Genomic DNA, 21516 nt, shown 5'->3' with positions numbered 1-21516 from the left:
AGACTCGGTAGCCCTTTTGGATCAACGTGTTTAACACGCCTGTCTTTTTTTGAACGCCATGTTTTCCTCCTTTTCGATTGCCCCTCCCTTCCGCCGCACGCTCTTTTCCACCCTCGCCGTCGGCACGCTGATGCTGCCCGGTTGCGGCGGCGGCTCCGACGGTCCGGGCTTCGTGCCCCTGCCGACGGCCACCGCGCCGGCTCCGGCCCCCGCCCCCGCGCCGGCCCCCGCAGCCGCCCCCACGGGCCGCTGGACCATCGGCGACCTGCACATCCACACCATGCAGTCGGACGACACCCAGCAGATCTCAACGCTCGACCAGGTGCTGGCCAAGGCCTTCGACCAGTTCGGGCTCGACTGGGCCGCCATCTCCGACCACCTGCGCATGAGCAGCTACGACAACAACGGCAACAAGCTGGCGACGCCGATCCCGTTCTCCGAAGGCATGGCCAGGTACCAGGTGCCGCGCATCAAGGCGCTGCAGGCCGACGGCAAGTACGCCGACAAGACGATCTTCGCGTCCTTCGAATGGGACATGCCCTCGCACGACCACGGCAACGTCGGCCTGCTGACCGACAACCCGATGTCGGCCGCGGCGCTGAAGGCAGCCAACCAGTTCGAGTACCTCTTCACCAACCGCCCCGCCTCGGCCTTCGCGCCGGAAGACGTGGCAGCCTGGGGCCCGAAGGCCGGCACCGGCTACGACACCCACGCGGAGACGCTGGCCGCCATCTCGTGGCTCAAGAAGAACTACCCCGACACCAGCTACCTGCAGATCAACCACCCCTCGCGCAATCCGGGCAAGTACACGATCGCGCAGTTGCGCGAAATGAACGACCTCGCGCCGAACATCGTGTTCTCGCTCGAAGGCATGGTCGGCAACCAGATGGAGCCTGACCGCGGCGGCTACGCCAGCGACTACACGCCGGCCAACCTGCCATCGCGCGTCTACGGCGGTGTCGACTACCTCGTGGCCAAGCTCGGCGGCACCTGGGACGCGCTGCTCTCCGAAGGCCGCCACATCTGGAACGTGGCCGACTCCGACTACCACTTCACCATCTCCCAGGGCCAGTACACCAGCGGCTACGCGCCGGGCGAGTACGCCAAGAACCACCTGTGGGGCGACATCAAGGAGCCGAAGTCGCTGCTCGCGGCCATGCGCTCGGGCAAGCTCTTCGCGGTGAACGGCGACCTCATCAACGCGCTCGACTTCAAGGTGCAGAGCGCCAAGGGCGCGGGCGAAATGGGCTCCGACGTGGCGGCCAAGGCCGGCGAAGACCTGAAGATCACCATCCGCTTCAAGAGCCCCGAGCGCAACAACTTCGAATACCAGATCGGCAGCGGCGTCCTCGCCAACGTGAAGCCGGTGGTCGACCATATCGACCTGATCGCCGGCGACGTGACCGGGCTCGAGAAGCCCGGCACCGCGGGCTACTCGCGCGACACCAACCCGTCGACCCGCGTAGTCAAGCGCTTCACGCGCAACGACTGGAAGCTGGACGCCGACGGCTACTTCGCCGTGAGCTACACCGTGAAGGCAGGCGGCAATCAGTACTTCCGCCTGCGCGGCACCAACCTGGGAACCGACGTGCCTGGCGAGACGGCCGCGGGCGAGCCGCTGCCCGACGCCAAGGTGGTGGTGGCCGACAACGTTGCGCGCTTCAACGCCATCAATGCGCGCAACTACGCGGATCTGTGGTTCTACTCGAATCCGGTGTTCGTGAAGGTGGCGGCGCAGTAGGCATGGCGAATGCGCCTCGGGTTGCTCCGGGGCGCGTTGGCACTGCGGGTCCGATGGCCGCAGTTGCCGCCAATGTTTGACGAATTTCAACAATTCAATCGCGCGTTCCTGCGTGAGTAATGCATATGAATTACTCACGCATTAACTTGTTTAACGAACAAATTGAAAGTGTGACTTATTGCCGTTCATCCCCTGGGCGCCCTTAGATAATCGCGCGCCGCGTGTCATTTGGTCACAAATGTTGCCGCGAGTGTCCGAATGTTCAGGGGAGGGAATAAAAAATGAATCGCCGTTTGCATCGCGTCGTCTTCAACGCAGCCAGGGGCATGCGAATCGTGGTTCAGGAGACGGCGAACAGCACCGGCAAAGGCGCAAGCAAAACGATTTCCGTAATGCGCGACGCGTTCGCCGGCGCGGCATTGGGGAGCCTGCTGGCGGCCGCCCCGCTCCACGCACAGATCGTGGGTGCACCCAACGTGCCTGGCTCAAATTAAGTAATGAACTCGATCGAAAGAAAGCAAGGAAAAACGTTTCCGCATTTAAAAATTCGGAACTGCTCTATCTATGGCCGATGACTGGCCTAAGACTTCTCTTCATAGATCCGAGAGTTTCAGCTCAACTCCTCTCATTGAATGATGACACAGAGACCATTGGCTCCGCTCTTGTTCAGGCTTTGACGAAAAGCACCATTTTGACAAGCGAGGAATTTCAAGAGATTTTTCGTTCCGGCGAAATTCAAAAAAAGGGAGATGAATGGGACAATCTCTTAATTGAGAGGTTTTCATACAAATCATCAAAATTCCTCTATAAAGGAATGAGCAAATGCTCTATTCGCGAGGCCAACGGGAATATTACAATCTCCCCCTCTCTTCATAACGAAATTCAGTCTTGGACAGGAATTTCAGGCGTTGATGATGTAATTCTCCCTGCCCACAGCTCAAACAAAGAGATCGGCCTGGCGCTGCTGGAAGGATTTAATCGATGTGAAGAGGCTTCGGGCCTCTGTTGGCAAGCGACTGCGCGGATAGCCGAAACAAGAACAAGGACGGGGAGCTTTAATTTGAAACGCGATCTATTGTCTGCCGTCCCGGCAGCCAGTCCGCTGTTGGCTTTAGCCCAGCAGTTTCCCACCACGCCGCAGCCCTAGATCGAGCAGCAGCGTCAGCAAGAACGCGAGCGCGCGCTGCGTGAACAAAACGAGCGCTCTGTGGACCAGCTCCGCAAGCTGCGCCGTCAGTTCCTGTTCAACGCATCCCCGAGGCCGAGTCCCCGTGCTTCCGCATCGGTCACGTGATGCTGGTCGGCGAGGAGTCCGAGTCTTTTCAATGGTCTGTTGCCGATCTGGCAGGGCCTGATGGCAAAGATTCGCCCGCCGGTCCCCTATCGGCTAGAAGTCCCTGATCAGCCAAGTGATCGGCGCGCCACCAGCTTGTCCAGATGACGCTTGGTACGCCAATTCGTCCATGCCAGAAGCGCAATGAGAAAGGCCGCGACTGCCAAAGTCGATCCAATGAAGGCCCTGTTGCGAGCTTGAAAAGCGCCGAGAGCTTGAGCAGAGTGCATGTAAGAGCAAACCATCGTGCCAGTTCGAGCCACTTCGAACAACGTCCCTTCCATACGCAGCACGTCAATTTCTGTTTGAGGCGGCAAGCGCTTCAGCTCAGAAATGCAGGCCCAGAGACGCAGTCGCTCTTCGCGACCGTTGATTCGAATCAGCAAATATTCATAGCTTGAATAGCGGCTGTGCTTTGTCTCGAAGCCAAGCAGCGTTCCCTTTATATTTTCAAGGCGTTCCCGGCGAGGAACCTCATGCTTCCAGACACTCAAGCTCGCAAAGCCCCCGAGTGTCAAAAGCGCGAAGGCAACGGCCGCTGCTCCGCTCACGTTCCTGATGCTATTTTTCACGAGAAGTATTCTGCCTTTCGCCGCAGGAAGCTGAGTTGCCAAGCTGCAATGGACCAAAGCGCGACCACCGCACCAACTCCTACGCTGCACCGGCGAATTTCAGCTTATGGCTGTCGGTTCGCAGCAACCAAGAAACTCGACCCTGAAGCGACGGTCGGCCCCCTCCCGGGATAACCCTCTGACCCTCCCCAAGTCTTCTTGCCTACATTTCTTGTATGCAAGAGAAGGCATTGCTTGCATGCAAAACCTCGACAAGACAGACAGGAGACTCCATGCCTCGCTTCGCCAAATCGCTTTTCGGTCAGGTGGTCATCGCGCTGGTGCTCGGCGTGCTCGCGGGGCTTCTTGCGCCCGAGTACGCCGTCAAGCTCAAGCCGCTGGGTGACGGGTTCATCAAGCTGATCAAGATGATCATCCCGGTGCTGGTGTTCTGCGTGGTGGTGCATGGCATCGCCGGCGCGGGAGACCTCAAGCGCGTGGGCCGGGTGGGCGTGAAGTCGCTCATCTACTTCGAGGTGTTGACCACCATCGCTCTGGCGATGGGGCTGGTGCTGGCCTTCGTGTTCCAGCCCGGCGCGGGCATGAATGTCGACCCCGCCAAGCTCGACCCGGCCGCCATGAGCGCCTATGCCTCGAACGCCGACAAGCTCACGAGCGGCGGCACGGTCGAATTCCTCATGAAGCTCATTCCGACCACGGTGGTCAATGCCTTCGCCACCGGCGACGTGCTGCAGGTGCTGCTGTTCGCGGTGCTCTTCGGCTGCGCGCTCACGCTGCTGGGCGATCGCGGCAAGCCGGTGGCGGTGGTGGTCGATGCGCTCTCGCTGGTGCTGTTCAAGATCATGGGCATCATCATCAAGCTGGCGCCGCTGGGTGTGCTGGGCGCCATCGCGTTCACGGTGGGGCAGTACGGCATCGGCTCGCTCAAGCAGCTGGGCATGCTGGTCGCCCTCTTCTACGGCGCGGTGCTGATTTTCGTGTTCGTGGTGCTCGGGCTGGTGATGCGCATGTCGGGCTTCAGCCTGATCAAGCTGCTGCGCTATCTGCGCGAAGAACTCACCATCGTGTTCGCCACCACCTCCTCCGACAGCGTGTTGCCGCAGGTCATGGCCAAGCTGCGCCGCATGGGCATCCGCGATTCGACCGTGGGCCTGGTGATTCCCACCGGCTACTCGTTCAACCTCGACGCCTTCTCGATCTACATCACGCTGGCCGCGGTATTCATTGCACAGGCCACCAACACGCCGATCTCGATGGCCGACCTGCTGACGATCCTGGCGATCGCGCTGGTCACGTCCAAGGGCGCGCACGGCGTGCCGGGCTCGGCCATCGTGGTGCTGGCCGCCACGCTGCACGCGATTCCGGCGATTCCAGCCATTGGACTGGTGCTGGTGCTGTCGGTGGACTGGTTCATGGGCATCGCCCGCGCGCTGGGCAACCTGATCGGCAACTGCGTGGCAACGGTGGCCATCGCTGCCTGGGAAGGCGACATCGACCGCGAACGCGCGCATGCGGTGCTCGACGGCAACTACGCCCCCGAAGCCCTGGATGGCGAGCCGCTGGCCGAGGCCGCGCCCGTGGTAAACACAGGCACCGCCACCACCGCCGCACACTGAGCCACATGCCCACCGACGTCAGCCCCACCGCCATCGCCGAGCGCGTCGTCGAGGCCATCCTCGCGCAGAAGCTCGCGCCGGGGGAGCGGCTGGGCGAGCAGGCGCTGGCCGAGAATTTCTCGGTGAGCCGCACCATGGTGCGCGAGGCCCTGATGCAGCTGCAGGCGCGCGGCTTCGTCGAGGTGCAGTCCCGCCGCGGCTGGTACGTGGTGGAGCCTTCGGCCGAGGAAGCGCGCGACGCCTTCTCGGCCCGCCGCATCGTCGAAGCCGGCATCCTGGCCGCGAGCGAAGGCCGCCCGCTGGGCAAGGTGATCCGCAAGCTGCGCGACCACATCGCCGACGAGCAGCGCGCCATCGAGGGCGCCGACGCCGCCACGCGCGCCTTCCTGCTGGCCGACTTCCATGTGTGTCTGGCCGAGCAGATGGGTCACCAATTGCTGGTCGACGTGCTGCGTGACCTCACGGCGCGCACCACGCTGGCGGCCACGCTCTACCAGTCGAAGCACGAGGCCGGACAGTCGTGCGCCGAGCACGGCGCCATCGTCGCTGCGCTGGAGGCCGGCGACACCGACAAGGCACGCCGGCTGATGCTTGATCACATCGGCAATGTCGAGCGCGCACTCGAGGTCGATGCCGCCTTGGAACCCGACGCGCCGAGCCGCCTGCGCGCCACGCTGGCTCCCGTGGCGCTGCCGCGCGCCAAGCGCTGAAACCATCCGACGCCGCCAGCGCCCCCCGCTGACACGAGGATGGGTTCCGGCTCGGCTACAGTCCGAGACACTTATGAACTCACCCCAACTCCAGCGCGGCGTGTTCCTCGCCCTCCTCGCCGCCGTCACCGCCGCCTTCATCTGGGTGCTGCTGCCGTTCTTCGGCGCGGTGCTCTGGGGCGTGGCACTGGCGATCCTGTTCACGCCGCTGTTCCGCTGGCTGCTTCGCAAAATGCCCGGCAAGCTCAATGCCGCGGCGCTGCTGACACTGGCGATCTGCCTGTTCATCGTGATTCTTCCGCTGGCCATGGTCGGCGTGTCGCTGGTGCAGGAAGTGGCGCTGGTCACGCAGAACATCCGCTCGGGGCAGATCAATTTTGCAGCCTACTTCCAGCAGATCCTGGACGCCTCGCCGCAGTGGCTGCTGAACCTCGTCGAGCGCTTCAACCTCGGCGACATGGCGGCCTGGCAAGCGCGCATCTCGGCCGCCGCCGGGCAGGCCAGCCAGATCATCGCGAGCCAGGCGCTCGCCATCGGCCAGAACACCTTCGACTTCGTGGTGAGCTTCTTCGTGATGCTGTACCTGCTGTACTTCCTGCTGCGCGACGGCGCCGCGCTGTCCAAGCGCATGCGCGACGCGGTGCCGCTGGCCAAGCCGCACACGCACTACCTGCTGAACAAGTTCACCACCGTGATCCGCGCGACCGTCAAGGGCAACGTGGCCGTGGCCATCGCGCAGGGCACGCTCGGCGGCCTCGCCTTCTGGTTCCTGGGCGTGCAGGGCGCGCTGCTGTGGGCCGTGCTGATGGCCTTCCTGTCGCTGCTGCCGGCCGTGGGCGCGGCGCTGATCTGGGGGCCGGTGGCCATCTATTTCCTGGCCACCGGGCACTTCTGGCAGGGCGGCGTGCTGATCTTCGTGGGCGTGTTCGTGATCGGCCTGGTCGACAACATCCTGCGCCCGCTGCTGGTGGGCAAGGACACGCAGATGCCCGACTACATCGTGCTGATGTCGACCATCGGCGGCATGGCGATCTTCGGCATCAACGGCTTCGTGATCGGGCCGGTGATCGCGGCGCTGTTCATGGCGGCGTGGAGCCTGTTCGTGGATTCGGGGCACGTGGGAACGGGACACGACGAGCCGGCTGAAGGCACGCAGCCGACGCAGGGCACCGAGAACAAGAAACGGGGCTGAGCTGAGGCGCGGGCACGCCCGCTCCACCCCGCGCAGCGCGCATTTCGCGCGCGCCAGGCGGCATTCCGTCGCATGGCACTGGGCACCGTGCGGGCCCTGCGAGATCGTCGGGCCCCCAACTTCCGACGAGGCCCGTCATGCAATTTCCCGCCCTCCTGTCTCACCCGGTCGTACGCGCCCTGTGCACCGCCGCGCTCCTCGCGCCCGCCGGCGCCCTGGCCGCCGACCTGAGCCTCAGCGTTGCCGACGGCCCGGCCGCCGACGCCACGCTTTACGTCGCGCTGTACGGCGACGCCGCCGGCTACGCCGACAACAAGCCGGTCGCTTCGCAGACCACGCCGATGCAGGGCGGCAAGGCCCGGCTCGTATTTGCGGGCCTGGCGCCGGGGCGCTACGCGCTGCGCGTGTTTGCCGACGAGAACGGCAACGGCAAGCTCGACACCAACCTCATGGGCATGCCGATCGAACGCTACGGCTTCTCGAACGATGCCAAGGGAAACCGCGCCGCGCCCGATTTCGAGGCCGCCGCGATCAGCGTCGACGCGGACCTGCAGACCGTCATCCATCTGCGCTGAGGTGCCCGCCATGGAACGACGCGAACTCCTGCGCCTGCTGGCATCGGCCGGCGCCCTCCCCCTGCTGGCGCCGCTGGCACATGCCGCCACCGGCACCGACGATTGGCAGGCCCAGTTCGAAGCCGCCAGCGCCCCCTGGAAAATCGGCTTCGCCACGCCCGCGGACGACCTGCCGCTCACCCGCGCCACGGTGCGCGGGCGCTTTCCCGATGCCGTGGCCGGCACGCTTTTTCGCATTGGCCCGGCCGGCCACGACCTGGGCGGCGAGCGCTACCACCACTGGTTCGACGGCGACGGCATGGTTCATCGCTTCGTGATCGAAGGGGCCGACGTGCGCCACCAGGGCCGCTACGTGGCCACGCCCAAGCGCGTGGCCGAGGTGCGGGCCGGCCGCCGCCTGTACGAGACCTTCGGCAGCATGCCGCAAGGCGGCGAGCCGCCGACCTCGGCCGACAGCATCAACGTTGCCAACACCAGCGTGCTGCCGCTGCAGGGCGAAGTGCTCGCGCTGTGGGAAGGCGGCTCGGCCACCCGCATCGACGCGCGCACGCTGGACACGCTGGGCGTGAAGACCTGGCGCGCCGACCTCGCCGGCATGCCGTTCTCGGCGCATCCCAAGGTGGACCCGGACGGCACCGTGTGGAACTTCGGCGTCAGCTCCGGCCAGGGCCTGCTGGCGCTGTACGAGATCGCGCCCGAAGGCGCATTGCGCCGCGCGGCCGTGGTGCCGGTGGCCGACATGCCGATGGTCCACGACTTCGCGGTGACCGAGCGGCACCTCGTGTTCCTGCTGCCGCCGCTGGTCTACGACGGCAAGCGCAAGGAAGCCGGCGCGACCTTTCTCGACGCCCACGTCTGGCGGCCCGAACTGGGCATGCGCGCGCTGGTGGTCGACAAGCAGAACTGGGAAAAGCGGCAGATGCTCGAGCTGCCAGCCGGCTTTCTCTTCCACGTGGGCAATGCCTGGGAGGAAGACACGCCGCGCGGCACGCTGATCCATGTCGACTACGTGCGTTCGGACAACGCCGAGTCGGTGTTCATCAGCAACCGCGAAGTGATGCGCGCGCGCCGCGTGAGGGGCCCCGACCCGCACCTGACCGTGGCCACCCTGAACCTCGGCACCGGCAGGGCCACGCAGGCGACGCTCGCGCAGGAGGCCGAGTTCCCGCGCATCGACCCGCGCCGCGTCGGCCTGCGTCACCGCCAGGTGGTGCATGCCACGCAGATCCGGCCCGACCTGCCGGGCTTCGGCGCGGTCGCGCGCACCCACGTCGAGACCGGCCGCAGCCAGCGCTTCAGCTACGGCCCGCAGGCCATCGTGGAAGAACACGTCTATGTGCCGGACGGCTCGAAGCCGGGCTGGGTGCTGGGCACCGTGCTCGACTTCGGCCGGCAGAAGACGGTGCTGTCGTGCTTTGCGGCCGATCACCTGGCGGCGGGACCGGTGGCGCAGGCCACGCTGCCCTATGCGCTTCCGTTGGGCCTTCACGGGGTCTTCGTGCGGACCTGAAAGGGGCGTTGTTCGAGGGTAAAACAAGCTCTCACCCCGCCCACCAGCCTTCGTCGAAGCGCCCCTGCAGGAAGGCCACGAAGCCCGACACCTTCCCCGGCACCAGCTTGGGCGAAGGAAAGACCGCATGGATCTCCTGCTCGGGCAGCGCGTGGTCGCCCAGCACTTCGTGCACCTTGCCCGCGGCCAGCGACTCGCTCGCCACATAGCGCGGCATCAACGCGATGCCGAGCCCGTCCCTGGCGGCCGCCAGCACGGCCGACAGATTGTTCGAGCGAAAGCGCCCCGACACCGGCACCGTCACCGGCTCGCCCTTGGGCGTGTGCATGCGCCAGAACTCGTCGCCCACCACGCTGCTGTAGATCAGCGCCACATGCGCACTCAAATCCTGCGCGCGCTTCGGCGTGCCGTGCTTCTTCAGATAACCCGGCGACGCGACCATGACCCACGGGTTGGCGCCGAGGTAGCGCGCGCCCAGTGAGGAATCGGCCAGCTTGCCCATGCGGATGGCCACGTCGATGCCCTGCGCGATGAGATCGACGTAGCGGTCCTCGAAGCTCAGGTCGAGCTGCACCTGCGGATGGCGGCGCATGTACTCCAGCGCCAGCGGCACCACCACGCGCCGCCCGAAGGCCACCGAGGTGCCCACGCGCAAGAGGCCCTGCGCCTGGTTCTGCCGCAGCTGCACGATGCTGTCGGCCTCCTCGGCCTCGCGCACGATGGTCTTGCACTTCTCGTAGTACAGCGCGCCCGGCTCGGTCAGGCTCACGCCGCGCGTGTTGCGGTTGAGCAGCCGCACCTTCAGCCGCGCCTCGGTGGCCGCGACCTGCTTGGTCACGGTGGGCTGCGTGGTGTTGAACTCGCGCGCCGCCTTCGAGAAGCTGCCGGTCTCGACCACGCGCACGAACATTTCCATTGCCAGCAAACGATCCATGTGTCGCATCGTAGCCAGTTATTCCACCCTGGAATAGGTTTTATGGTCTCCAGCCGTCTTCTTGGAATCGACTGCTCTTCCTACAGTGGCCTTCACTTCAAGGAGACAGCCACATGGCAAAGATGACAGCGATCCAGGCCGCGGTCCTGGTGATGGAAAAGGAAGGCGTGACCCAGGCCTTCGGCGTGCCGGGCGCGGCGATCAACCCGCTGTATTCGGCGTTGCGCCAGCGGGGCACCATCTCGCACATCCTGGCGCGCCACGTCGAGGGCGCCTCGCACATGGCCGAGGGCTACACCCGCGCCGTGGCCGGCAACATCGGCGTGTGCATCGGCACCTCGGGGCCGGCGGGCACCGACATGATCACCGGCCTGTACTCGGCCTGGGCCGACTCCATTCCCATTCTCTGCATCACCGGCCAGGCGCCGCGCGCGCGCCTGTACAAGGAAGACTTCCAGGCGGTCGACATCGAGTCGATCTCCAAGCCCGTCACCAAGTGGTCGGTCACGGTGCGCGAGCCGGGCCAGGTGCCGCAGGTGTTCCAGCAGGCCTTTCACCTGATGCGCTCGGGCCGCCCCGGTCCGGTGCTGATCGACCTGCCTTTCGACGTGCAGATGGCGCAGATCGAATTCGACATCGACGCCTACCAGCCGCTCACGCCGTACAAGCCAGCCGCCACGCGCGCGCAGGTCGAGAAAGCCATCGGCATGCTGAACGCCGCCGAGCGCCCGCTGATCGTGGCCGGCGGCGGCGTCATCAACGCCGATGCGGCCGACCTGTTGGTGCGCTTTGCCGAAGCCACCGGCGTGCCGGTGATTCCCACGCTGATGGGCTGGGGCGCCATTCCCGACGACCATCCGCTGATGGCCGGCATGTGCGGCCTGCAGACCAGCCACCGCTACGGCAACGCGACGATGCTGGCGAGCGACTTCGTGCTGGGCATCGGCAACCGCTGGGCCAACCGCCACACAGGCTCGGTCGAGGTCTACACCAAGGGTCGCACCTTCGTGCACGTGGACATCGAGCCCACGCAGATCGGCCGCGTGTTCACGCCCGACTTCGGCATCGTGTCCGATGCCAAGGCCGCGCTCGAGCTCTTCGTGCAGGTGGCCGAGGAGATGAAGGCCGCTGGCAAGCTGCCGAGCCGCGGTGCCTGGGCCGGCGAATGCCGCGACCGCAAGAAGACGATGCTGCGCAAGACCAACTTCGCCGACGTGCCGATGAAGCCGCAGCGCGTGTACCAGTGCATGAACAACCACCTGGACCGCGACACCTGCTACGTGAGCACCATCGGCCTGTCGCAGATCGCGGCGGCGCAGTTCCTGCACGTGTACAACCCGCGCCACTGGATCAACTGCGGCCAGGCCGGCCCGCTGGGCTGGACCATTCCCGCCGCGCTGGGCGTGCGCGCCGCCGACCCGACGCGCAAGATCGTCGCGCTCTCGGGCGACTACGACTTCCAGTTCATGATCGAAGAGCTGGCCGTGGGCGCGCAGTTCAAGCTGCCGTACCTGCACATCGTGGTCAACAACTCCTACCTCGGGTTGATCCGCCAGGCGCAGCGCGGCTTCGAGATGGACTACTGCGTGCAGCTGGCGTTCGACAACATCAACGCGGCGCCCGGCAGCGGCGTCGAGAGCAGCTACGGCGTGGACCACATGAAGGTGGTCGAAGGCCTGGGCTGCAAGGCGATCCGCGTGAGCAAGCAGGAAGAGATGGCGCCCGCCATCGCCCGCGCCGAAGCGCTGATGGCCGAGTTCAGCGTGCCCGTGGTCATCGAAGTGATGCTGGAGCGCGTGACCAACATCGCGATGGGCACCGAGATCGACGCCATCAACGAATTCGAACCGCTGGCCGAGAGCACGGCCGATGCGCCCACGGCCCTTGCCGCGGCGATGCTGGATTAAGGAGACACCGGACATGCCCAAGTTCGCAGCCAACCTCACGATGCTCTTCACCGAGCTGCCTTTCATGCAACGCTTCGAAGCCGCCGCCAAGGCGGGCTTCAAGGGCGTGGAGTACCTGTTCCCTTATGCCTTCGAGAAGAAGGAACTGGCCGCCGCATTGCGCGCCAACGGCCTGCAGCAGGTGCTGCACAACCTGCCGGCCGGCGACTGGGACAAGGGCGAGCGCGGCATCGCCTGCCACCCGGACCGCACCGGCGAATTCGCCGAAGGCATCGCGATGGCCATCGACTACGCCACCGCGCTGGGCTGCCCGCAGGTCAACTGCCTGATCGGCAAGGTGCCGGCGGGCGCTGACATCAACGTCGTCAACCGCACGGTGATCGACAACCTGCGCCTGGCCGCGCGCGAGCTGGAGGCCGCGGGTCTGCGCCTGCTGATCGAACCGATCAACACCTTCGACATTCCGGGCTTCTTTCTCACGCGCACCGACAAGGCGCTGGCGCTGATCGAAGCGGTGGGCTCTTCCAACCTGCGCGTGCAGTACGACATCTATCACGCGCAGCGCATGGAAGGCGAGCTCGGCAACACGCTCTCGAAACACCTGGCGCAGATCGGCCATATCCAGCTGGCCGACAACCCCGGGCGCGGCGAGCCGGGCACGGGCGAGATCAACTATCCGTGGCTGTTCCAGCACATCGACGCGCTCGGATACGACGGCTGGATCGGCTGCGAATACAAGCCCCGCACCGACACCGTCAATGGCCTCGGCTGGCGCGAGGCACTCACGCAAAAACAATGAGCATCGGACAAGGAAACACAGACATGGCAACCCAGCAAAAAATCGGATTCATCGGCCTCGGCATCATGGGCGCGCCCATGGCGGGGCACCTGCTCGACGCGGGCTTCGAGTTGTTCGTCAACACGCACGGCAACACGCCGGAGCCCTTCGTCTCGAAGGCCACCATCTGCGCCTCGGGCGCCGAGGTGGCGCGCAAGGCCGACATCATTTTCATCATGGTGCCCGACACGCCCGACGTGGAGAAGGTGCTGTTCGGCGAACCCGGCAAGGAAGGCGTGGCCGCGGGCCTGAAGGATTCGCACGGCAAGATCGTGGTGGACTGCAGTTCCATCGACCCGATCGCGACGAAGGACTTCGCGCGCCGCATCACGGCGCTGGGCGCCGGTTACATCGACGCACCGGTCTCGGGCGGCGAAGTGGGCGCCAAGGCCGCGAGCCTGACGATCATGTGCGGCGGCGACGAAGGCACTTTCGGCCGCGTGAAGCCGCTGCTCGACAAGATGGGCAAGAACGTGACGCTGGTGGGCGGCGCCGGCGACGGCCAAGTCTGCAAGGTGGCCAACCAGATCATCGTGGCGCTGAACATCGCAGCCGTGAGTGAAGCGCTGGTGTTCGCCTCGAAGGCCGGGGCCGATCCGGCCAAGGTGCGCCAGGCGCTGATGGGTGGTTTTGCCAGCTCGCGCATTCTGGAAGTGCATGGCGAGCGGATGATCAAGCGCACCTTTGCACCGGGGTTCCGCATCTCGCTGCACCAGAAGGACCTGAACCTGGCGATGCAGAGCGCGCGCACGCTGGGCGTGTCGCTGCCGCAGACGGCCAATGCGGCGCAGCTCATGAACGCCTGCTCGGCGCTGGGCTATGGCCAGCTGGACCACTCGGCGCTGGTCAAGGCACTCGAGGCACTTGCTCAGCACACTGTTTCGCCGGACTGAGGGCTGTCGAAGTCAGGGAGCATTCGGGGTGCGTGCACAGGCCACCGGGTGCTCACCAGGAGCTCAGGTCTTCACCGAGTCGAGAGACTCTTTCAGATTGCGCCGGCGCCACGCCCAGGTCTTCACGGCCTGCGGCAGGATGCCGAGGCACGATGCGTAGTACGTCACCTTGAAGCCCCAGAAGCGCGGCCCGATGGGTGTGTCGCGGAACAGGTCGCCGGCCAGGATGGACAGCAACGCTTCCTGCATGCGCCAGATGTTGCGCGGCGCCATGAACAGCCGGCGAATGGCCGGCGAGGTGATGCGGTAGATGAACCACGAAAACATCTTCGGCCCGCGCTTCATGACCTTCTCGTAGTGGCGGAAGGCTCGCTCGGCCTCCTTCGCCTCGCCCTTGAGCCAGTGGTCGGCCGCGGTGGCGGCCTCGAAACCGCTGTTCATCGCCAAATACACGCCCGACGAGAACATCGGATCGACGAAGGCATAGGCGTCGCCGACCATCATGAAGCGGTCGCCGCGGCAGAACTTGGAGTCGTAGGCGTAGTTGCCGGTGGAGGTGGCGCCTTCCATCAGCGTGGCGTTCTTCAGCCGTGCCGCCAGCTTGGGTGCCAGCGCGATGGTCTCCATCAGGAACTCTTCGAGCGAACCCTTGCGGCGCTTGAAGTAGGCCGGCGAAGCCACCGCGCCCACGCTCACCGTGCCGTCTTTCAGCGGGATGTACCAGAACCAGCCATGGTCGAACCAGAACAGCGAGATGTTGCCCTCGAAGCGGCCGGGCCGGCGCTCGGCGTTGGCAAAGTGGCCGTACAGCGCGGCGCTCGCATGCTTGCGGTTGCGCTGCTTGGCGTCGAACTGGTTCGACAGCAGCGTGTCGCGCCCGCTCGCGTCGATCACGAAGCGCGGACGCCAGCTGGTTTCGGTGCCGTCGTCGGCCTTGACCTTCACCAGCGGACGGTTGTCGGGGGTGCCCTTGCCGGCGTCCATGTCCACGCCGGTGACGCGCTGCCCCTCGAAGGTGCGCGCGCCCCGGTTGCCGGCATGGCGGAACAGCAGTTCGTCGAACTCCGAACGGCGCACGTGCACGGCGTAGGGAAAGCTCTTGTCCATCGCCTGGCCGAAGTCGAAATGGCTGCTGTGGTCATGCCAGGGCGAAACGAACTCGGCGCCGTGCTTGCGCAGGCCGATGGCTTCGACCTCGGTGCGCACGCCCAGGCGGTCGAACAGCGGCATGTTCATCGGCAGCAGCGACTCGCCGATGTGAAAGCGCGGGTGCTGGGCCTTCTCGATCAGCACCACGTCGTGGCCCTTGTCGGCCAGCAGGGCCGCCACGGTCGAGCCCGAAGGGCCGCCGCCGATGACGACGACGTCGGGATCGGTGCTTGTGAAAGGTCCGGGTGTCATACGCTCTTGCCCCTCGTTGTGGTTTTGTCGACGGCGACGACGACCTTCCGGCCGAACCGCTGGTTAACTCTATTTAACAGTTGCACAGTTTAGCGAACCGACCGCCCCGCCTTATCCACCGGAAGATATGGATCCAGGCGTTTTCGGCATTCCCCCTGTAAGAACAAGCCGCGCTTTTGCGGTAGCCTCATTGCCCGTCAGAAACAAGGAGACTTTCATGGCTGCACCCCTTTCCCCCGCAGAAGAAGCACTTCGCGAGGCAGCGCGCGAATACCACCGCTCGCCCGTCAAGGGCAAGATTTCGGTCACCCCGACCAAGCCCCTGCTGAACCAGCGTGACCTGTCGCTGGCCTATTCGCCGGGCGTGGCCTATCCCTGTCTCGACATCGCAGCCGACCCGGCGACGGCCACCGAATACACCGCGCGCGGCAACCTGGTGGGCGTCATCACCAACGGCACCGCGGTGCTGGGCCTGGGCAATATCGGCCCGCTGGCCGCCAAGCCGGTGATGGAAGGCAAGGGCTGCCTGTTCAAGAAATTCGCGGGCATCGACGTGTTCGACATCGAGCTGGCAGAAAACGACCCCGACAAGCTGGTCGAAATCATCGCGGCACTGGAGCCCACGCTGGGCGGCATCAACCTCGAGGACATCAAGGCCCCCGAGTGCTTCTACATCGAAAAGAAGCTGCGCGAGCGCATGAACATCCCGGTGTTCCACGACGACCAGCACGGCACGGCCATCATCTCGGCCGCGGCGCTGCTCAACGGCCTGGAACTGGTCGGCAAGAAGATCGAGGAAGTGAAGATCGCCGTCTCGGGCGCCGGCGCCGCTGCCATCGCCTGCCTCGACGTGATGGTCGGCCTGGGCGCCAAGCCCGCCAACATCTACGCCTGCGACTCCAAGGGCCTGATCTACGCCGGCCGTGCGGGCGGCTTCGACGAATCCAAGACACGCTACGCGCAGAAAGACACCGGTGCCCGCACCCTGGCCGACGTGGTGAAGGACGCCGATGTGTTCCTGGGCTGCTCGGCACCCGGCGTGATGTCGGCCGAAATGGTCAAGACCATGGGCTCGCAGCCCATCATCCTGGCGCTGGCCAACCCCGAGCCCGAGATCCGCCCCGAGCTGGCCAAGGCCGTGCGGCCCGACTGCATCATCGCCACCGGCCGTTCGGACTACCCGAACCAGGTCAACAACGTGCTGTGCTTCCCGTACATCTTCCGCGGCGCGCTTGATTGCGGCGCCACCAAGATCACGGAAGAAATGAAGCTGGCCTGCGTGCGCGAGATCGCCGACCTGACCAAGGCCGACATCAGCGAAGAGGTGGCCACCGCCTACGCCGGCCAGGAACTGGCCTTCGGCCCCGACTACATCATTCCCAAGCCCTTCGACTCGCGCCTGATCCTGCGCATCGCGCCGGCCGTGGCCAAGGCGGCCGCCGCCTCCGGCGTGGCCACGCGCCCGATCGAGGACATGGACGCCTACCGCCAGCACCTGACGCGCTTCGTCTACCAGACCGGCATGTTCATGCGCCCGGTGTTCAGCGCCGCCAAGATCGCCGCCGCCAAGCGCGTGGCGTATGCCGAGGGCGAGGACGAGCGCGTGCTGCGCGCCGCGCAACTGGCCGTCGACGAAGGCCTGGCGCAGCCGATCCTGGTCGGCCGCCCCGCGGTGATCGAGGCGCGCATCAAGAAGGCCGGCCTGCACATCCGCGTGGGCACCGACGTGGAAGTGGTCAACCCCGAGGACGATCCGCGCTTTCGCATCTACTGGGAGAGCTTCCACAAGCTCATGGGCCGCCGCGGCGTCACGCCCGAGGCCGCCAAGACGATGGTGCGCCGCTCCAACACCATCATCGCCGCGCTGATGCTGCACCTGGGCGACGCGGACGCCATGATCTGCGGCCTGGTCGGGCGCTTCGACGTGCACCTGGAGCACATCCGCAACCTGATCGGCCTGAAGCGCGGCGCGCCGGGCTTCGCGACGCTGAACGCGCTCACGCTGGAAAAGCGCACCGTCTTCATCACCGACACCAACGTGAACGAAGACCCGAGCGCCGAGCTGCTGGCCAGCATCGCCATGATGGCCGCCGAGGAAGTGCGCCGCTTCGGCCTGCCGCCCAAGGTGGCCTTCCTCTCGCACTCGAACTACGGCACCTCCAGCCGCGGCTCGGCACGCAAGATGCGGCTGGCGCGCGACCTGTTCGCGCAGATGGCTCCGGACATCGAATGCGACGGCGAGATGCACGGCGACTCGGCGCTATCGGAAGAAATCCGCCGCACCGCCCTGCCCGAGACCACGCTCACCGGCGAAGCCAACCTGCTGGTGTGCCCGAACCTGGACTCGGCGCACATCCTGTACAACGTGCTGAAGATGACCGGCGCCAACGGCATCACGGTCGGCCCGATCCTGCTTGGCGCGGCAGGCTCGGCGCATGTGCTGACGCCCACGTCGACCGTGCGCCGCATCGTCAACATGACGGCGCTGGCCGTGGCGAATGCGACGACGGCACTGAAGTAAGCCCTCTTCCGCATCGTTGGAAACGCCCCGCTGCGGTGACCGCAGCGGGGCGTTTTTCTTGGGATGGCTCAGCCGTTGAAGGGCGACGCGACGGGTACCAGCGCCGGGTCGAAGACGTTCCACGCCAGCAGCTCTTGCGCTTCAGGCGGCGGTTCGCAACCGCCGACGCGGCTGGGTTTCCAGCCGAAACGCTGCTTCGTATCGGCCAGCGCTTCGGCGCGCTTGAAGGCGGCCAGCGCGGAGTCGATGACGGGCACGCCCAGCACGTCCTGCAGCTGTTTGTAGAAGCCGAACTCCAGCGTGCAGCCGAGGATCAGCGCCTCGGCGCCGTCTTCGTCGATGGCGCGCCGGCCCTGCTCGACCATGCGGCGAACCGTCTCGTCGCGGTCGCGCTGGAAGTCTTCCACGCCCAGTTGCAGCGCGCGGCACGAGGCCAGCAGATGGCCGTGGCCGTACTCGCGCACGCGCGACTCGATGCGGGGAACCCACTTGCGGCGCCCGACGATGATCGACACCTTCTGCGCCAGGTTCGAAGCCACCTCGAAAGACGCCTGGCAGGGCGCGACCACCACCGTCTCCCCGGAAATCTCGCGCGCCTCGACCAGCACCGGGTCGTAGAAGCAGCCCAGCACCACGGCGTCGAACTTCTTCAGGGCGGCGTCGCGCACCACCCGCACGATGTCGGCGCCCAGCAGCGCCTCGTAGCTCTGGTATTCGACATGGTGCCGCACCGAGGGGTTGCGCAGCGACACCACCTCGACCTCGGTGCCCGGGTTCTTCACCTCGGCGAATTCACCGGCGAAGCGTTCGTTGTAGGTGTCGTTGCCGACCGTCCGGATCCATCGCACGCGCAGTGTCATGGTGACTTCTCCGTGTGGGTTGACCGGATCAGGCCAGCGCCTCTTCAGGCGCGAAGACTTCGCCCAGCGACTTTTCCAGCGGCCGGTACAGCTCCGGCATGAACATCGTGCGCGAGAGCAGCAGCCGCGCGCGCGGCGCCACCAGCACGCGCAGCTTCGCGCCCTGGCGCACATGGGCCGACACCACCGGCTTGCCGTCTTCCGAGAAAGTCATCACGAGGTCGGGGAAGCGCGCTATGCGCCTGCCGCCCTGCTCCAGCAGCATGTATTCGTTGATGAAGCGCAGCGTGGTGCGCGCCGCGTCGTCGAGCTCGACGATGCCCACGTCCAGCCCTTCCTGCTGTTCGCAGCGGTAGGTGCGCACCTGGCCCTCGGCCGCGATGCGCCCTTCCAGCGAGCGGGCGACGGCATCGATGCCGCCGTCCAGGTAGGTCTGGCCCAGCGCGATGGCGTGGCTGATGGCGCCCGGCGCGCCGTGCTGGCGGGCATAGCCGATGTTGACCGGGTTGCGCGCCACCGCCACGAGGCCGCCCGCCTCGACGGATGCGCGGCGCACCACGGCGGAGGTCTGCTCCAGCCGACCCGACACCACGCCTTCCACGTAGCGATGCGGCTCGCCGCCGGAATAGGCCTGCACCGAGAGGTAGTCGGGCTCGGTGTGCAGGCCCAGCGCGCCCATCACGCTCGACGGATGGGCACGGCCGTTGCAGGCCAGGTCGATCACGGGCAGGCCGCTCATGGCCGCATGGAACCAGCCGTTGACCGTGGTCTCGGCGCCGTTCTCGTTGGCATGCAGGCCGACCAGCTTCTGGCCCGCGGGCAGCTCGCGGCGCAGCAGCTCGAGCGTACGCAGCAGGTGCGCGGGCTGCACGTGCGGATCGGGCGCGGCCGGGGCGCCGACCAGGGCCATGGTGGCGGTGAGCGCCGAATGGTCGAACTCGTCGACGCTCCACAGCTGCGGCGTGCCGACCTGCAGCGCCAGCTTGGCGGCCCGCTCGCCGGATTCGATCAGCCCGCCGCCGCCGCCGCCGAGGATGGCGCCGCCCCAGATGGCCGCGCGGACGTCGTCGCTTGTCAGATTGCGTTTCATGGATTCGTTGTTCCTGAGTGATGAAGGGGAAAAGAGGAAAGGCGCGCGGCGCTACTTGCGCAGGCTTTTCACGACGCCGGAGAAGAAGCTGTAGAGCGCGTCGCCGGCAATCACGCCGCCCGCGAACACTTCGAGCTTTTCGCGCGCCGTAGCGCCGAGCACCCGGTGGGCGACCAGCCGGCAGGCGATGCCGGCGGCGACCATCCAGCCGGCCATCGGGCTCGCGATGAGCAGCCCGGTGGCGAACAGCACGCCCAGCTGCTGGCGCGCGCCGCCCACGATCTGCAGCAGCGCGCCGGGTATGGCCCAGAGCGCGAGATTGCGCGCGGTGTCGCCGGAAATGCCGGCCTTGATGGCGGCCACGTACGCGGCGTTGATGGGCGCGGTCTGGTGGTTGGCGAAGAACAGTTTGTAGCTGCAGGCCACGACCACGATGGCCACGGCGAAGCCCACCATGCCCGCGATCATCTGCTCGCGCCGGCCCTCGGTTTCGAAGGGCGTGCCCGATGTCTCGCCGCGCAGCAGATGCCCGGCCTTGAGGTCGTAGCCCATGTCGGCAAAGGCCGGCCCGGTGGCCGCGCAGAAGCCCGCCAGTACCACCAGCGCCTCGGGCGGAAAGCCGATCAGGATGCCGATCAGCAGCGAGATCAGCGCGACCGCGAAGGCCGGGAACCAGCCCGAGTGCATGGCCGCGATGCCCACGATCAGCTCGTGCACGAAGGCGGCGAAGGTGCCGTAGATGACGAAGCACACCAGCATGCCGGGCGACATGCCGGTGTACACGCCGGTGCCCACCGCCAGCAGCACCATGATCGCGAGGTAGCCCACGCTGCCCAGGCGCAGCGAGCGCCCGAGCGCGGTGGCGCCGCGCGCTTCCTGCGTGGCCGGGCCGCCAGGCGCGACGCGGCGCTTGCCGAGCACCACGCGCCCCACCTGCGCCAGCGCCACGATGCCCGCGCCGATCATCATGCCGTGCGGCACGTAGAGCGCACCGATGTCCAGCCCGAACAGCGGCGTCGAATAGCCGCGCACCAGCAGCCCGACACCAAAGGCGATCATCGCGCCGAGTCCGCCGATCAGCGCCACGCCGAAGGCCGACATCGGCAGCTTGATCACCGCCCCCGCGACGCCCGTGGCCAGCCCGCCCAGCAACAGCCACGCCTGCTTGCCGCCGCCGTCGCCCGCCTTGATGGCCTCGGCCGCCGCGATGCCCAGCGGCCACGGGTTGCTGGCCGGGAATGCGGGCGTGTCGAACATGCGGTACAGCAGCCAGGCGTCCAGCAGCATTGCCAGACTCACGCCGACCAGCATCGGCATCACCATGTCCGGCAGCCCGAACAGGAACGGAATGCCGATGGGCAGGAACAGGCTGTTGGCCGCGCCGAAGGTGGCCGACGAGATGCTGGTCTGCGCAAGGTTCTGCGCATGCACCGAGCGCAAGCCCCGGAACATGGCGAGCGGCACGCGCGCCAGCGTCATGGCCGCGAGCGCGCCGATGAGCGAGGTGCTCGGCGTGATGCCCAGGCTCGCCAGCATCTGGATGCCGACGATGGCGCCGAACACGCTCAGCACCACGGTGAGGATCAGGTTGGCGGGCGCCAGCGCCTTCGGGTGCAGTTCCGAAGACGGATGGGCGGACGGGTCGTCTCGCGGCGGCACGGCGGCCGTCACCTCGTGGTTCATGGTCATTCCTTGAAGTTCCATATTTTGGAACTTAATCCAATAAAATTGAACTGAATGATAGAACCGGCCAAAGCGCTGTCAAGGCTGGTTCACCCCGATCCGGCCGGCGGCCCGCGCGCCGAACCTATGATCCGCAACCG

At 66.2% G+C, this 21516-nt stretch carries 17 protein-coding genes; 11 read left to right on the top strand and 6 right to left on the bottom strand.

Annotated elements, in window-relative coordinates; all coding sequences use genetic code 11:
- The first annotated feature begins 58 nt into the window (after positions 1-58).
- Positions 59-1741, top strand: coding sequence for an S-layer protein (locus tag L3V85_RS35855; RefSeq protein WP_237677295.1), 1683 nt, complete (start codon positions 59-61; stop codon positions 1739-1741).
- 250 nt (positions 1742-1991) lie between these two features.
- Positions 1992-2888: a contact-dependent growth inhibition system immunity protein gene (locus L3V85_RS35850; RefSeq protein ID WP_237677294.1), complete on the top strand. Its 897-nt coding sequence runs from the start codon at positions 1992-1994 to the stop codon at positions 2886-2888.
- A 254-nt stretch (positions 2889-3142) separates the two neighbouring features.
- On the opposite strand, the gene L3V85_RS35840 is transcribed toward L3V85_RS35850, so the two are convergent.
- A complete protein-coding gene (locus tag L3V85_RS35840; RefSeq protein ID WP_237677293.1) occupies positions 3143-3646 on the bottom strand; it encodes a hypothetical protein in 504 nt (167 codons plus the stop codon).
- A 272-nt stretch (positions 3647-3918) separates the two neighbouring features.
- Here L3V85_RS35840 and L3V85_RS35835 point away from each other — a divergent pair, with 272 nt between their 5' ends.
- The 5 genes from L3V85_RS35835 (at position 3919) to L3V85_RS35815 (ending at position 9249) form a co-directional block, all read left to right on the top strand.
- Complete coding sequence (locus tag L3V85_RS35835) at positions 3919-5262, top strand: C4-dicarboxylate transporter DctA (RefSeq protein ID WP_237677292.1); 1344 nt, start codon at positions 3919-3921, stop codon at positions 5260-5262.
- 5 nt (positions 5263-5267) lie between these two features.
- Positions 5268-5972, top strand: a complete 705-nt coding sequence (locus L3V85_RS35830; RefSeq protein WP_237677291.1) for a GntR family transcriptional regulator — start codon at positions 5268-5270, stop codon at positions 5970-5972.
- 73 nt (positions 5973-6045) lie between these two features.
- On the top strand, positions 6046-7164 hold the full coding sequence (locus tag L3V85_RS35825; RefSeq protein WP_237677290.1) for an AI-2E family transporter: 1119 nt from the start codon (positions 6046-6048) through the stop codon (positions 7162-7164).
- A 137-nt stretch (positions 7165-7301) separates the two neighbouring features.
- Positions 7302-7739, top strand: a complete 438-nt coding sequence (locus L3V85_RS35820; RefSeq protein ID WP_237677289.1) for a DUF2141 domain-containing protein — start codon at positions 7302-7304, stop codon at positions 7737-7739.
- A 10-nt stretch (positions 7740-7749) separates the two neighbouring features.
- Positions 7750-9249 carry a carotenoid oxygenase family protein gene (locus tag L3V85_RS35815; protein WP_237677288.1) on the top strand — a complete coding sequence of 500 codons (1500 nt, stop codon included), beginning with the start codon at positions 7750-7752 and terminating at the stop codon, positions 9247-9249.
- A gap of 31 nt (positions 9250-9280) precedes the next feature.
- Here the strand turns inward: L3V85_RS35815 and L3V85_RS35810 are convergent, their stop codons facing one another.
- Positions 9281-10183, bottom strand: coding sequence for a LysR family transcriptional regulator (locus L3V85_RS35810; protein ID WP_237677287.1), 903 nt, complete (start codon positions 10181-10183; stop codon positions 9281-9283).
- 113 nt (positions 10184-10296) lie between these two features.
- Between L3V85_RS35810 and gcl the strand changes: the two genes are divergently transcribed.
- The 3 genes from gcl to L3V85_RS35795 are packed head-to-tail and all read left to right on the top strand — an operon-like array spanning position 10297 to position 13821.
- The gene (gene gcl, locus L3V85_RS35805; protein ID WP_237677286.1) at positions 10297-12090 is read left to right on the top strand and encodes a glyoxylate carboligase; all 1794 of its coding nucleotides are present in this window, start codon (positions 10297-10299) and stop codon (positions 12088-12090) included.
- A gap of 13 nt (positions 12091-12103) precedes the next feature.
- On the top strand, positions 12104-12889 hold the full coding sequence (hyi, locus tag L3V85_RS35800; protein ID WP_237677285.1) for a hydroxypyruvate isomerase: 786 nt from the start codon (positions 12104-12106) through the stop codon (positions 12887-12889).
- Between the two features lie 23 nt (positions 12890-12912).
- Positions 12913-13821 (top strand): 2-hydroxy-3-oxopropionate reductase, encoded by a 909-nt coding sequence (locus L3V85_RS35795; RefSeq protein WP_237677284.1) that lies wholly within the window; start codon positions 12913-12915, stop codon positions 13819-13821.
- 63 nt (positions 13822-13884) lie between these two features.
- Here the strand turns inward: L3V85_RS35795 and L3V85_RS35790 are convergent, their stop codons facing one another.
- The gene (locus L3V85_RS35790; protein WP_237677283.1) at positions 13885-15222 is read right to left on the bottom strand and encodes an NAD(P)/FAD-dependent oxidoreductase; all 1338 of its coding nucleotides are present in this window, start codon (positions 15220-15222) and stop codon (positions 13885-13887) included.
- Between the two features lie 217 nt (positions 15223-15439).
- Here L3V85_RS35790 and L3V85_RS35785 point away from each other — a divergent pair, with 217 nt between their 5' ends.
- Positions 15440-17743 (top strand): NADP-dependent malic enzyme, encoded by a 2304-nt coding sequence (locus L3V85_RS35785; protein WP_237677282.1) that lies wholly within the window; start codon positions 15440-15442, stop codon positions 17741-17743.
- A 68-nt stretch (positions 17744-17811) separates the two neighbouring features.
- Here L3V85_RS35785 and L3V85_RS35780 read toward each other — a convergent pair whose 3' ends face one another.
- From L3V85_RS35780 to L3V85_RS35770, 3 genes are read right to left on the bottom strand one after another with little or no spacing between them, the layout of a single operon-like run.
- Entirely contained in the window at positions 17812-18603 is a 792-nt protein-coding gene (locus tag L3V85_RS35780; protein ID WP_237677281.1) for an aspartate/glutamate racemase family protein, read from the bottom strand.
- 28 nt (positions 18604-18631) lie between these two features.
- Complete coding sequence (locus tag L3V85_RS35775; protein WP_237677280.1) at positions 18632-19693, bottom strand: DUF917 family protein; 1062 nt, start codon at positions 19691-19693, stop codon at positions 18632-18634.
- Between the two features lie 51 nt (positions 19694-19744).
- Entirely contained in the window at positions 19745-21376 is a 1632-nt protein-coding gene (locus L3V85_RS35770) for an OPT/YSL family transporter (RefSeq protein ID WP_337250105.1), read from the bottom strand.
- Between the last annotated feature and the right edge of the window lie 140 nt (positions 21377-21516).

This window comes from Variovorax paradoxus (assembly GCF_022009635.1).
GTDB lineage: Bacteria > Pseudomonadota > Gammaproteobacteria > Burkholderiales > Burkholderiaceae_C > Variovorax.
The sequence above is the reverse complement of the archived record's forward strand: the minus strand, read 5'-3'. Positions and strand labels throughout refer to the sequence as shown.